At 70.7% G+C, this 12,885-nt stretch carries 12 protein-coding genes and 1 other RNA gene; 7 read left to right on the top strand and 6 right to left on the bottom strand.

Going from position 1 to position 12,885, the window contains the following annotated elements:
- Window positions 1-52: 52 nt before the first annotated feature.
- The 3 genes from map (at window position 53) to Rai3103_RS11365 (ending at window position 3,575) form a co-directional block, all read left to right on the top strand.
- Complete coding sequence (gene map, locus Rai3103_RS11375; RefSeq protein WP_277873026.1) at window positions 53-835, top strand: type I methionyl aminopeptidase; 783 nt, start codon at window positions 53-55, stop codon at window positions 833-835.
- Between the two features lie 95 nt (window positions 836-930).
- Window positions 931-2,901, top strand: coding sequence for an ATP-binding cassette domain-containing protein (locus Rai3103_RS11370; RefSeq protein WP_153572701.1), 1,971 nt, complete (start codon window positions 931-933; stop codon window positions 2,899-2,901).
- A 155-nt stretch (window positions 2,902-3,056) separates the two neighbouring features.
- Entirely contained in the window at window positions 3,057-3,575 is a 519-nt protein-coding gene (locus Rai3103_RS11365) for a hypothetical protein (RefSeq protein WP_153572700.1), read from the top strand.
- Window positions 3,576-3,664: 89 nt separating this feature from the next.
- Here Rai3103_RS11365 and rnpB read toward each other — a convergent pair.
- From rnpB to Rai3103_RS11350, 3 genes are all read right to left on the bottom strand, one after another.
- Window positions 3,665-4,020, bottom strand: an RNA gene (gene rnpB, locus Rai3103_RS11360) — RNase P RNA component class A.
- Between the two features lie 185 nt (window positions 4,021-4,205).
- Window positions 4,206-5,639, bottom strand: coding sequence for an RNB domain-containing ribonuclease (locus Rai3103_RS11355; RefSeq protein ID WP_153572699.1), 1,434 nt, complete (start codon window positions 5,637-5,639; stop codon window positions 4,206-4,208).
- A gap of 100 nt (window positions 5,640-5,739) precedes the next feature.
- Window positions 5,740-6,477: a zinc ribbon domain-containing protein gene (locus Rai3103_RS11350; protein ID WP_153572698.1), complete on the bottom strand. Its 738-nt coding sequence runs from the start codon at window positions 6,475-6,477 to the stop codon at window positions 5,740-5,742.
- Between the two features lie 220 nt (window positions 6,478-6,697).
- Between Rai3103_RS11350 and Rai3103_RS11345 the strand changes: the two genes are divergently transcribed.
- Both Rai3103_RS11345 and Rai3103_RS11340 read left to right on the top strand, forming a co-directional pair.
- A complete protein-coding gene (locus Rai3103_RS11345) occupies window positions 6,698-7,924 on the top strand; it encodes a multidrug effflux MFS transporter (RefSeq protein WP_153572697.1) in 1,227 nt (408 codons plus the stop codon).
- A 59-nt stretch (window positions 7,925-7,983) separates the two neighbouring features.
- A complete protein-coding gene (locus Rai3103_RS11340; protein ID WP_228488873.1) occupies window positions 7,984-9,483 on the top strand; it encodes an aminopeptidase P family protein in 1,500 nt (499 codons plus the stop codon).
- Window positions 9,484-9,501: 18 nt separating this feature from the next.
- Here the strand turns inward: Rai3103_RS11340 and Rai3103_RS11335 are convergent, their stop codons facing one another.
- Genes Rai3103_RS11335 through Rai3103_RS18555 form a run of 3 tightly spaced genes read right to left on the bottom strand, consistent with a single transcriptional unit; the run spans window position 9,502 to window position 10,983 of the window.
- Window positions 9,502-10,020, bottom strand: a complete 519-nt coding sequence (locus Rai3103_RS11335; RefSeq protein WP_153572695.1) for a YflT domain-containing protein — start codon at window positions 10,018-10,020, stop codon at window positions 9,502-9,504.
- A 7-nt stretch (window positions 10,021-10,027) separates the two neighbouring features.
- Window positions 10,028-10,405, bottom strand: coding sequence for an aldolase/citrate lyase family protein (locus Rai3103_RS18560; RefSeq protein ID WP_277872969.1), 378 nt, complete (start codon window positions 10,403-10,405; stop codon window positions 10,028-10,030).
- Complete coding sequence (locus tag Rai3103_RS18555) at window positions 10,405-10,983, bottom strand: HpcH/HpaI aldolase/citrate lyase family protein (RefSeq protein WP_277872968.1); 579 nt, start codon at window positions 10,981-10,983, stop codon at window positions 10,405-10,407. The genes Rai3103_RS18560 and Rai3103_RS18555 overlap by 1 nt, the downstream gene beginning before the upstream one ends.
- Window positions 10,984-11,029: 46 nt before the next feature.
- Between Rai3103_RS18555 and Rai3103_RS11325 the strand changes: the two genes are divergently transcribed.
- Window positions 11,030-12,370 carry a magnesium transporter MgtE N-terminal domain-containing protein gene (locus Rai3103_RS11325; RefSeq protein ID WP_228488872.1) on the top strand — a complete coding sequence of 447 codons (1,341 nt, stop codon included), beginning with the start codon at window positions 11,030-11,032 and terminating at the stop codon, window positions 12,368-12,370.
- Window positions 12,360-12,878 carry a DUF1003 domain-containing protein gene (locus Rai3103_RS11320; protein ID WP_153572694.1) on the top strand — a complete coding sequence of 173 codons (519 nt, stop codon included), beginning with the start codon at window positions 12,360-12,362 and terminating at the stop codon, window positions 12,876-12,878. Before Rai3103_RS11325 ends, Rai3103_RS11320 begins: the two co-directional genes overlap by 11 nt.
- Window positions 12,879-12,885: the final 7 nt, after the last annotated feature.

Here is a 12,885-nt window from a genome sequence, read left to right as displayed (position 1 = left end):
CGCCGGCATCGACCGCCCCGAGTACGCCGACAAGGCCAAGGACGACCCCACGATCGACCGCTACACGGGTCCGGACGTCCAGACCGCCGAGACCATCGAGAAGATGCGCGAAGCCTGCCGGATCGCCGCCAACGCGATGCACGAGGCCGGCCGGGCCGTCGCCCCCGGTGTCACGACCGACCAGCTGGACCGGATCGCCCACGAGTACATGTGCGACCATGGCGCCTACCCGTCCTCGCTCAACTACCGCGGGTTCCCGAAGTCGATCTGCACCTCGGTCAACGAGGTGATCTGCCACGGCATCCCGGACGAACGGCCGCTGGAGGACGGGGACATCGTCAAGATCGACGTCACCGCCTACAAGAACGGCGTGCACGGGGACAACTGTCACACCTTCCTGTGCGGCGACGTGGCGCCCGAGGTGGTCGACCTCGTGGACCGCACGAAGGAAGCGCTGAACCGTGCCATCAAGGTCGTCCGGCCGGGGCGCCAGGTCAACGTCATCGGCCTGGCGATCGAGAAGTACGCCAAGCGTTTCGGATACGGCGTGGTCCGCGACTACACCGGCCACGGCGTACACACCGCCTTCCACTCCGGCCTGGTCATCCCGCACTACGACTCCCCGTTCGCCACGACCGTGATGCAGCCCGGGATGACGTTCACCATCGAGCCGATGATCACCCTCGGCAGCTACGACTGGTACCAGTGGGACGACGACTGGACCGTACTCACCAAGGACGGCAGCATCTGTGCGCAGTTCGAGCAGACCTTGGTCGTCACCGACGCCGGCGCCGAGGTGCTGACGGTCGCCGACAATCCCGTGGTGGATCACTGACCGATCCGGTCCACTAGATTGGGGGCGCGCCGGACGCCCCAGCACCTGCCGCCCCGCCATCCCGCTCCAATCTCCCACTCCCAGGAGGACACCGCGTGGACACGCTCCTCGACATCGTCGGAATCTCCAAGTCGTACGGAACCCACCGCGTCCTCGACGGCGTCGATCTGTCCGTGGGCCGCGGTGAGGTCGTCGGCATCGTCGGTGAGAACGGAGCCGGTAAGTCGACGCTGATGTCCATCTTCTCGGGCCACCAGCAGGCCGACGGCGGGACCATGCGCCTCAACAACGCGCCGTACTGGCCCAAGGACAGCGTGGACGCCCAGTCGCGCGGTGTCGGCATCATCCAGCAGGACTTCACCCTCGACCCGGAGCTGACCGTCGCACGGGCGATCTTCCGCAACACCTATCAGGCGGACCGCCCGCAGCGGGCTCTCGTCCGCCCCGCCCAGTGGTTGCTCGACGAGGCGGCCGTGGGCCTGAGCCCGGACATGGCCATCGGCGAGCTCGCCCATGCCGAGCAGGGCCTCGTCGAGGCCGTTCGCCTGCTGGCAGAGGACGCGCAACTGGTGATCATGGACGAGGTGGCGGCGACGCTCAACCTCAAGGAGCTCGACAAGCTGCACTTCATCATCAGTCGGCTGACGCGGCAGGGCCGGTCGGTGCTGTACGTGTCCCACCGCCTGCACGAGGTGCAGTCGGTCGCCAGCCAGATCGCGGTGATCCGCAGCGGCCGGATCCCCGAGATCCTCGACCCCCGGCAGGTCACGGTCGACGACATCGCCGCCCACATGCGTACCCGGGGCGCTCGGCGGGCCTGGTTCCCCGACCGGATGGACGAGGAGTTCGCCCGCGAGGAGGCCGAGGCCGCCCAGCCGTCGGCACCGGGGGCCTCCGCCGAGGCGCCGACGACCCATGCGCCGCAGCGGTCGGCCGACCCCGCACCGTACGTCCCGCCCACCGCACCGGCCGCACCGGCTTTCGAGCCTTCTCCGACCCCCGAGCCCATGGACAGCTGGGCGGTCCCCCGTTCGATGACCAGCCCGTGGACCGCCGGCCCGGCGCGGAAGCCGGCCGTTCCCCCCGCCGCAGCGGCGCCCACCTTCGAGGCACCGGTCGTCGAAGCACCCGTCGAGGCACCCGTCGTGCAGCCTGCCGTTGAAGCACCCGCCGTCGAAGCACCGGTCGTCGAGGCGCCCGCCCCCCAAGCCCCGCCCACCGCTCCCGGCCGGGGCCGCCGCGCCATGGCCTCCGACGACGGACGGACGTACGCCGACGAGGCCGGCGACGAGTCGCAGCAGATCATTCTCGAGGTGGTCGGCCTGACCGCCCCCGGCATGAGCGGTCAGGGGGTCGAGGACCTGTCGTTCAGCGTCTTCTCCGGTGAGGTGCTGGGGATCACCGGTTCCCGTCGAGCTGGTCAGGACGCCATCGTCGGGGCCCTCAACGGGCGCGCCCCGGGGACCTTCCGGACCCTGCGGATCAACGGCTACAACCGGACCATCTCCTCCCCCGAGGACGCCGCACTGCTCAAGGTCGCCTACCTGGCCGGCCCCGACGAGGAGACGGGCGAGGAGCGGAAGCGTTCCGTGGCCCGAGCGATGCTCACCGGTGGTTGGTCCGACGGGTCGAGCTTCGAATCGGAGGTCGACGGGATCGCGACCATCCTGGGGGCTCTCGAGAAGCTCCACTCGGCGACCAAGAGACTGCGCGGTCGTCGCGCCATCCGCCATGGGGAGAAGCTCGAGAGCGTCGGGTCGACGCTGTCGGGTGGCCAGCAGCAGATGGTCCTGCTGGACGAGCTGATGACGCAGGAGGCCGACGTCCTCATCGTCAACGAACCGGGCCGGGGCTTGGACTTCGACGCCCGCGCGGTGATGCGGGAGAAGCTCAACGACGCGGCGGAGAACGGTGCCGCGGTCCTCCTGGTCTCGTCCGACGTCGACGAGCTCGTCCGCAGCTGCCGCCGGGTGCTGGTGATGGACCGGGGCCAGATCGTCCGCACCGTCGAGGGATCCCCCCTCTCGCCCGACGAACTCTCCGCGGCGCTGACCCAGGTCGGCTGAGCACGACGGCGTCACTGCCCGGCCTGCGCCCGGCAGTAAGGTGACCCTTCCCACGGTCGCGACCGTGGGTCGATACTGGCGGTGGACCGACCCATCCGTGCTCTGCCGGATGCTCGTCAACTCCGGCTGAGCCGTTCCACTGCCAGGAGGACACCATGGACGACGCTCCGTACGCGGTCATCGGGATGACCGAGGGCCTGCACGCCGCCCGCGCCGAGGCGCGGCGGATCATGACCGAGTCGAACGGTGACCTCGTCGCCGAACACGAGCAGATCCTCGATCGGCTGCTCGAGGCCGACCTCGTCACCGGCGAGGAGAAGTCGATCCTGCTGAGCCTGTTCAAGATCGGTCGCGAGGCCGGCGAGGGCAAGATCGACCCCGCGCGGGCCTACTTCGAGTCCCGGGCCGTCTACGACAAGCTGGCCGTCAGCGGCCGGACGAGTCCCGTCGCGCTGATCATCGCGTCGGCCAATGTCGGGGCCTTCGACGTCAACCCGGGCCCGGACGGCTCCCCGACCGTGGTCGTCTACAGGCTGAGTTACGGCTCGTCGCTGGCAGGAATCGGGGCCGGGATCGGGGCCATCCTCGGCGGCGTAGCGGGCGGAGTGCTCGGCGGCCAGATCGGCGGCTTCATCGGCGGCGTCATCGACGAGAAGAAGGACAAGAAGAAGTAAGGGGATCAGCGCGGCGTCCGGATCAGCGGCCCGTCGCGTGAAGCGAGGAAGACGTAATCCGAGGAGACAGAGGGGATCCGAGGAAGAGGGGGACGAGTCGAGCTGTAAGCCGGGTTCTGTGACGCCCGAGGGCGCCGACGACCATCTATCTTGGACCGCTGTTACCAGCGGCCTCGCGCGACCTACCCGGGAGCTCGGGCGAGCAGCCCTCGGACGCTCCCTGTCTGGTCTTGCTCCGGGTGGGGTTTACCGAGCCACCCCAGTCACCTGGGGTGCTGGTGGTCTCTTGCACCACCGTTTCACCCTTACCCGCCGTGGAGGCGGGCGGTCTGCTTTCTGTGGCACTGTCCCGCGGGTCACCCCGGGTGGGCGTTACCCACCACCCTGCTCTGTGGAGCCCGGACTTTCCTCAGCACTCGCGTGCCGCGGCCGTCCGCTCGACTCGTCCGACGCACCAGTCTACGGCATCCGGGCGACCGGGGTTTCCGGCGCCGGCGAGTGGCCGGCGTGACGTGAGCGAAAACTGGCGGCGGAGAGGGCCAGTCGCCGACGACACCACGTAATGGCGCGGTCGTCTGACCGGGGCGGGCATCGAGCCGCCAGAATCCGCTCACCTGCCATCGACCACGCTCACGGGATCAGGCTGAATTCCGTCCGGCCGGCGGCGACGTCGACTCGGTCGAGGCGGACCCTCAGCCGCTCCCCCAGCGGCGGAGTGCCGACCACGTCCGCCTCCACGGCGGGCTTGGAGATCATCACCCGGGCCCGCTCGGGGGCCTTCCCGCGCAGCTCGATCACGGTGCCGAGGAACTCCTGCCCCACCCGTCCGGAAAGGGTCAGCGCCTCGGTCATGTCGATGATCGAGTGCTCGAAGGTCGCCGCACGGGCGTTGGAGGCGTTCATCTCCTCGGGCAGCTTCTCGTACGCGGCCAGCACCCACTCCGGCACGGGTCGGCCCGCGCACAGCGCCACACAGGTCTCCTCCGTGTAGCGGTCCACCAGCCGGCGCAGGGGTGCGGTGACGTGGGAGTACTCGGTCGCCAGCGCGGCATGGACGTCCAGCAGTGGACGGCTGCCGACGAAGGCGTCGTAGTCGGCCCCGCGGAACAGCATGGTCGCCGAGTAGCCCATCGCCGCGTCCTCGGGCCGGTTCATGTCGAGGGTGCGGATGAACTCCGGGTACGGCTGCCCCGTCGGCCACGCGATGTCCAGGGCGGCCGCCGTCCGGCGGAGCTTGGCCAACGCGGTCGGCTCTGCCGGGGGCAGGGTGCGGAGGATCCCGACGTTGTGGTCGAGCATGATCCGGGCGGCGGCCATCCCCGTCAGCAAGGAGATCTGGGCGTTCCAGTCCTCGACCCGGACGGGGCGGCGGAACTGCAGCCGCCAGCGCCCCGGTGAGCGGACCTCGATCTCCTGCTCGGGGATGTTGAGGCTGACCCCGCCGCGGGCGACCTCCCGTTCCTCCCGCAGCAGGCCGACCTGCTGCAGCAGGTGCAGCGAGTCGTCGGCCCGGTCGGTGTCGAGGTCGAGTTGGACCTCGTCATAGCTGAGCTGGGCCCGGGAGCGGACCAGCGCCCGCCGCACGTCCTTCTCCAGTGTCGCCCCGTCGTGGTCGAGCCGGATCTGCCACAGCAGCGCCGGCCGGACCTCCCCCGGCAGCAGGCTCGCGGCGCCCTCGGACAGCACCGGCGGGTGCAGCGGGAAGCGGCGGTGGGGGGCGTAGAAGGTCTGGCCGCGGCGGTGCGCCTCCCCATCGATCGGGTCGCCGGGCCGGACGAACGCGGCGACGTCGGCGATGGCGTACGACACCAGGTAGCCGGCACCGTCCCGGGCGATGTGGACCGCTTGGTCCAGGTCGCGAGCACCCGGCGGGTCGATCGTGACGAGGTCGAGATCGGTGCGGTCGTACGCGGGCAGCCGGGGCGACCGGCTGGCCTCCTCGGCGGCCGCGAGCACTTCGGCGGGGAAGCCGTCGGGAACGTTCAGACTGGCCTGCAGACGGGCGACCCCCTCGGCGAGCGCGGCCGGGACGACGCCATGCACGTTGAGATGGCGCGCTGGCATGGCCCCACCCTACGTCGAACGCCGGCAGGCATCGGCCTGGACGGCAGATGCCTGAGGTGGGCCGGGCGCCGCAGTCCTGCGTACGGCCGGAGGAGGTGGCTCAGAGACCCGATTCGGCCGTCCGCACCAGGATCCGGCCGCACTCCGCACAGCGGATGACATCGTCGGAGGCCGCCGCGGCGTACGCCCGCAGGTCGGAGGCGTTCGCCTCCAGGCCGCAGCCCTCGCAGCGGCGGGCTACCAGCGCCGCGGCGCCGGATCCCGAATGCTGGCGCACCTTCTCATACAGCGCGAACAGGTCCTGCGGGAGGTCCTGGACGATGACCCCCCGGACGGCGAGCTGCTCCTTGGCTTCCGTGTCGATGGCCTGGGCGACCTTCGTCCGGGCCGCGACAGCGGCCTTCAGCTCGGCGTCCAACCGGCCATGACGGGCGGCCACCTCGTCCCGCAGGGCGGTGACCTCCTCGAGACGCTCCATCGCCTCCAGCTCGGCATCCTCCAGCTCGCCGATCCGCCGGTCGAGGTGGGCGACCTCGTCGACCAGGCCGCGCAGCGCCTTGGCATCCACATCGCCCTTGTCGATCCGGGCCTGGTCGCGGCGGCGCCGCTCACGGACCGGCTCGAGCTCCTGCTCGGCGCGACGCTGCTCCAGCTCACCGTCGGCGACGGCGGTCTCGGCGGCGGTCAGCTCGTCATCGATCGTCGCCAGCTGCGCCTGGATCCGCAGCACCTCGGCGTGCTCCGGGAGGTTCTTCCGGCGGTGCGAGAGCCGTACGAGAGTGGTGTCGACCTTGTTCAGGTCAAGAAGCCTGCGCTGTACGCTCGCCGGGACCTTCATCGCCATTCGTCCTCCGCTGTTCCGATGTGGTTCCCCACTCTATCGACCCGGGGCACCGTCCATCGCTTCTCGTCAGGACAGCGTCTCCTCAGGACAGCGGCGGCCGCACCAGCGGACGTAGACGTCCGTGTCTTCCCGCCGAACGGCACGCGAAACTGGCCAGGGCCGTACGCGCTCTGGTCTGATCGGCCTGTTTCGCCCGCCCCGTCCCGGAGGTTCCATGGCCAGCGCCCTCTCGTCCGGCGAGCCGATCGGCCGCACCACGTACGTACGCCTCGTCGTCGTCCTCGGCCTGCTGGCCGCCATCGGCCCCCTGTCCACGGACGTCTATCTGCCGGCCTTCCCCGACATGGCGCGCGAACTCAGCGCCAGCCACAGCCAGATTCAGGCCACCCTCGCCGGCTCGCTGATCGGGCTCGGCGTCGGCCAGCTGATCACCGGGCCGTTGTCGGACGCACTGGGCCGCAGGATCCCCGTCATCACCGGGATGTCGGCGCACGTCGTGCTGTCGATCGGCTGCGCGATGGCCGCGGACGTCCGGCTCCTCATCGCGTTGCGCGTGCTGCAGGGGCTGGCCGGGACGGCATCGGCGATCACGGCGATGGCGGTGGTGCGGGACCTCTTCACCGGCGAGCGTGCGGCGAGCCTGATGTCGCGGCTGATGCTGGTGATGGGGCTGGCCCCCGTGCTCGCCCCGTCGGTCGGCGGCTTCATGCTCCGTCTGATGTCCTGGCAGGGCACCTTCGTCTTCCTCGCCGTCGCCGGCCTGGTACTGATGCTGGCGGCGCTGTTCTTCCTGCCCGAGACACTGCCGGCCGAGCACCGGACGCGACTGCACCCCTCGGTCACCGCCGCGGCCTATCTGCGCCTGTTCCGGGACCCGGTGGTGATCGCCATGGTCATCGGCAGTGCCGCCGGCGCCGGGACCCTGTTCAGCTACATCTCCGGCTCCTCGTTCATCCTCCAGGGGCAGTACGGACTGAGCCCGCAGGTGTATGCCCTGGTCTTCGGCGGCATCGGGCTGTCGTTGGTGGTCGGCGGGCAGCTGAACCCCGTTCTGCTGCGGCGATTCGGACTGGCCCGGACGGAGTTCGGCGCCACTGTCGCGTCCGTGCTGGTGGCCGCCGTGATGGTGCTGCTCGTCTCGACCGGCGCCGGCGGCGTCGTCGGCTTCGTGGCGCCGCTGCCCTTCGCGATGGCGCTGGTGGCGATGCACAACGCCAACCTCACCGTCATCACCCTGCACCGGCAGGGACGCACCGCCGGCACCGCCGCCGCCCTGCTCGGCGCCGTCCGCTTCGGCGTCGGTGGCGTGATGGCGCCGGTCGTCGGACTCGTCACCCGCGACAGCCCGACGCCGCTCGCGGTCATCCTGCTCGCGACCAGCCTGGTCGGTCTGACCGCGTTCATGGTCGTCCGTCCCCGCCTCGCCGGTTACCTGCACTGACCGAGCCCGAGGCCTCGCCCGCTCCGGGCCCGGGATGCCCCAGGTGCAGAATGGGACGCATGGCTGACGACGAGGACCCCACCACCGACAAGCTCCCGAACCGCCAGAGCCCGTTCTCCGAGGCGTTCCGCACGTTCATCGTCGACGGTTGGGCCCCGTACTCCTCCGATCTGCCCGAGCCGTTGCCCGCTGCCGGGCCGGCGGCGACCCGACGGACGAGGATCGGCGCCGCCTTCCCCGGCGAGCGGCTGGTGCTGCCCGCAGGCGAGCTGAAGGTCCGCAACAACGACTGCGACTACCGTTTCCGGCCGCACTCGGCGTTCGCCCACCTGTCCGGCCTCGGCACCGACCGCGAGCCGGACGCCGTCCTCGTCCTCGAGCCCACCGACGAGGGCCATGAGGCGACACTCTTCTTCAAGCCGCGCGCCCCGCGCACGGACGAGGAGTTCTATGCCAGCTCCCGCTACGGGGAGATGTGGGTCGGCCAGCGGGAGTCGCTCGACGAGATGGCGGCCCTCACCGGCCTGGCGTGTGCGCCGATCGAGCAACTGCCCGCGGCCCTGGCCAAGAACGCCGACTCCACCCGGATCCGGATCGTCCGCGAGGCCGACGCCGAGGTGACCGCCCAGGTGGACGCGCTGCGGGAGCAGCACGGCGTCCAGCCCAGCGGTGACGACGAGCAGCCGTCCCCGGACGACGAGTTCGCGACCGCCCTGTCCGAGCTCCGCCTGACCAAGGACGACTTCGAGGTCTCCCAGCTGCAGCAGGCCTGCGATCGTACGGCCGGCGCGTTCGCCGAGGTGGTCCGGTCCTTCCCCGACGCGGTCGCCAAGGGACGAGGCGAGCGCTGGGTGGAGGGCGTCTTCGGGCTGTACGCCCGTCACGACGGCAACGCTGTCGGCTACGACACCATCGCCGCAGCAGGTGACCACGCCTGCACACTGCACTGGATCCGCAACGACGGCGATGTCCGCGACGGCGACCTGATCCTGATCGACGCCGGCATCGAGGTGGACACCCTCTACACCGCGGACATCACCCGCACCCTGCCCGTCAACGGCCGGTTCAGCCCCGCCCAGCGGAAGGTCTACGAAGCCGTGCTGGAGGCCGCCGACGCGGCCCTGTCGGTGTGCCGGCCGGGGACCCCCTTCAAGGACGTGCACCAGGCCGCCATCAGCGTCCTGGCCCGACGCCTGTACGAGTGGGGCCTGCTCCCCGTCACTCCGGAGGTGTCGGTCTCCGAGGAGGGCGGGCAGCATCGCCGCTGGATGGTGCACGGCACCTCGCACCACCTCGGCATCGACGTCCACGACTGTGCCCAGGCGCGCAACGAGAACTATCGCCTCGGCACGTTGCGCGAGGGCATGGTGATCACGGTGGAGCCCGGCCTGTACTTCAAGTCCACCGACCTGCTGGTGCCCGAGGAACTGCGCGGCATCGGCGTACGCCTCGAGGACGACGTGCTGATCACAGCGGACGGCCCACGAATCCTCTCGGACAAGCTGCCGCGGACCCCCGACGCGATCGAGGCCTGGATGGAGCCCCTGCTGAGCGCGTGAGCCGCGGTGGGGTGGCGGCTAGCCGATCGGTCCCCGGAAGTCCGGCCGCCGCCCACCCGGCATCTCCGCCAGCAGTTCGCGCGCCTTCATGGACACCTTGTGCTCGCACAGCACCTCGTAGCGGGTGGCGAACGTCTGGCTGATCGAGGTGAAGTCCCGCTTGCCCCGGGTGAAGGCGTAGCCGATCAGCCCGAAGACCACACTGATGAGCACGCCGACACCGACGCCGATGGCCGCGAGGAGATACAGGTTCGACTGCGGCGGGTAGAAGATCATCGCCATGATGCCGAACAGCAGGCCGATCGACAGCCCGTTGGCCAGGCCGCGGTTGACGACGCTGACCCAGTCCCGCCGACCGGTGACACGCTCCACGGAGCGCAGGTCGGTGCCGACGATCGCCAGGTTCTGCACCGGGAAGTGGCGGTCGGAGAGGTAGTCGACCGCCCGCTGGGCCTCCGCATACGACGTGTACGTGGCCAGTGATTGGGGGAACTGCAGCTCGAAGGGCGACCCGAGCCGACCGTACGGACCGGGCACCGACACCTCAGACCCCCTCGCCGGTCGCCGACACGGTGAGCCCCGCCGCCCGGCCGCGGGCGGCCACGACCGCGGCGAGCTTCATCCCCGCCTCGTCGACCATCTCGTCGTCCACCACGATGGCGCCCACGCCACCGCCGGCGGCAGAGGTCGCCTCGGCGTAGCGGTCCATGATCCGCTCGGCGCGGTCGTACGCGGCTTGGTCGGGCGAGAACACGTCGTTGCCGGCCTCGACCTGGGCGGGGTGCAGCACCCACTTCCCGTCGTACCCCAGCGCCGCGGAACGTCGCGCGGCCGCGGTGAAGCCCTCGACGTCACGGATGGCGACGTACGGTCCGTCGATGGCCGCGATACCGTGCGCCCGGGCGGCGACGAGGATCGACATCAGCACGTGGTGGTAGGCATCAGCGATCTCGTACCCGGCCGGCTGGGCCCCACGTTGAGACTGGGCATGCCCATCGAGGCGGCGAAGTCGCCCGGCCCGTAGACGAGTGACTGCATCCGCGGGGACGCCCCGGCGATGGCGTCGGCGTTGAGGAGACCACGGGCATCCTCGATCTGGGCCTCGATCCCGATCCGGCCGACCGGCAGGCCGTGGGTCCGCTCCACCTGGGTGAGCAGCAGGTCCAGCGCCCGGATGTGGTCGGGCCCCTGGACCTTCGGCAGCACCAGCGCGTCGATCCGTGCACCCGCCCCGCGGACGACCTCGATCACGTCGGCGTACGTCCACGCCGTCGTCCAGTCGTTCACCCGGACGGTGACGGTCGGTGCCGCCCAGTCGCGGTGCAGGTACTCCACCACCCGGCCCCGGGCCTCGGCCTTGGCCGGCGGGGCCACCGCGTCCTCCAGGTCGAGGAAGACCGCGTCGACCCCCATCCCGAGGGCCTTGGTGAGGAAGCGGTCGCTCGAGCCGGGGACGGCGAGGACGGTGCGGCGGATGGCGGGAGTGGCTGCGGTTCTCACACCCCAACCCTAGGCCCCGGGCGGCAGGGCACGGTACTCTCCCCCCGTGAGCGCGAGCAGCACCTCGATCTTCGTGTCCCGGCTGCGCCGACTGCCGGTGATGGACACCGCCGGAGACAAACTCGGCACGGTCCGTGACGTCGTGGTCCAGGTCAGATCCGCGGGCCGCGCCCCGCGGGCGAAGGGCCTCGTCGTGGAACTCTTCGCCCAGCACCGTGTGTTCGTCCCGATGGTGCGGGTGCGCACGATCTCCGCCCTGCAGGTGACGATCTCCGGGGTGCTCAACACGCGCCGGTTCGAGCGCCGGGAGACCGAGATCCTCGTCCTGCAGGACCTCGTCGACTCGCAGGTGCGCCGGCGGGGCGCCGACAAGCCGTCCTGGGTCTTCGACGTGTCGATCCGCCAGGCCCGCTCGCACGACTGGGAGATCGACGAGGTCGCGCTGCGCTCCTCCACTGGCCCGTTCGCCCGGCGGACGTACGACACCATCGTCGACTGGAGCGACATCGACGTCTTCGTCGTCGGGGCCGGGCGCTCCACCCGTGAGGTGCTCGCCCGGATGGAGGACATGAAGCCGGCCGACATCGCCCGGGAGCTGCACGACATGACCCCCGAGCGGCGCGAGGAGATCGCCGCCGCCCTCGACGACGAGAGCCTGGCCGACGCGATCGAGGAACTCCCCGAGGACGTCCAGGTCGAGCTCATCCAGGCGCTGGAGGTCGAACGCGCCGCGGACATCCTCGAGGAGATGAACCCCGACGACGCCGCCGACCTCGTCGCCGAACTGACCCCCGAGGTGGCCGAGCAACTCCTCGGGCGGATGGAGCCAGACGATGCCCAGGACGTCCGACGGCTGATGACCTACGACGAGTTCACCGCAGGCGGTCTGATGACCCCCGAGCCGATCATCCTGGCTCCGGACGACACCGTCGCCACGGCGCTCGCCCGGGTGCGGGTCGAGGGCATCACCCCCGCGCTGGCCGCCATGGTCTACATCTGCCGCTCGCCGCTCGAGGCACCGACCGGCCGGTTCCTCGGCGCCGTGCACTTCCAGCGGTTGCTCCGCGAACCACCGTCGGTGTACGTCTCCTCCCTCGTCGACGCCGACCTCGAGCCACTACGACCCGAGGCCCACGTCTCGACGGTGAGCCGCTACTTCGCCACCTACAACCTCGTCTCTGCGCCCGTCGTCAACGAGGAGCGCCAACTGCTCGGCGCGGTCACCGTGGACGACGTCCTCGACGCGATGCTGCCCGACGACTGGCGCAGCGCCCAGATGGACGGGCTCGCCCCGAGCGAGGCCCACTGGGCTGCCGACCGGGTCTCGCGCGACCTGGAGCTGCGCCGCTCCCGTTCGACCGGGAAGGGGTCCCCCGATGGCCGATGACCGCCTGAGCCTGCCCGGGCGCCAGTCCCGCTGGCGCCGGGGAACCGACCAGGACAGGGACGCCTTCGGCCGGTTCGCCGAGACGTTCGCCCGCTGGATGGGCACGCCCGCCTTCCTGGCCTGGATGACGGTCTTCGTGATCGTCTGGTGCACCATCAACGTGATCGGCCTGTTCGGCCTGAAGTGGGACCCCTATCCGTTCATCCTGCTCAACCTGTTCTTCTCCACCCAGGCGTCCTACTCGGCCCCGCTGATCCTGCTCGCGGAGAACCGCCAGACCGACCGGGACCACGTCCGGCTGGCGGAGGACCGCCGGCAGACCGCCCAGAGCCGGGCCGACATGGACTTCCTCGCCCGCGAGATCGCCGCCCTCCGCGACGCGGTGGGGGACATGGCGACCCGGGACTACATCCGCTCCGAGCTACGCAACGAGCTGCGGGCGCTGCTGGCCGAGCTCGACGACGAGCGGGCGGACGAGGATGAGCGGACGCCATCCGACCGGCTCTGAGGACGGT

This window comes from Raineyella fluvialis (genome assembly GCF_009646095.1).
Classification (GTDB): Bacteria; Actinomycetota; Actinomycetes; order Propionibacteriales; family Propionibacteriaceae; genus Raineyella; species Raineyella fluvialis.
Note: the sequence above shows the minus strand (reverse complement) of the source record. Positions and strands in the feature narration are given on the sequence as shown.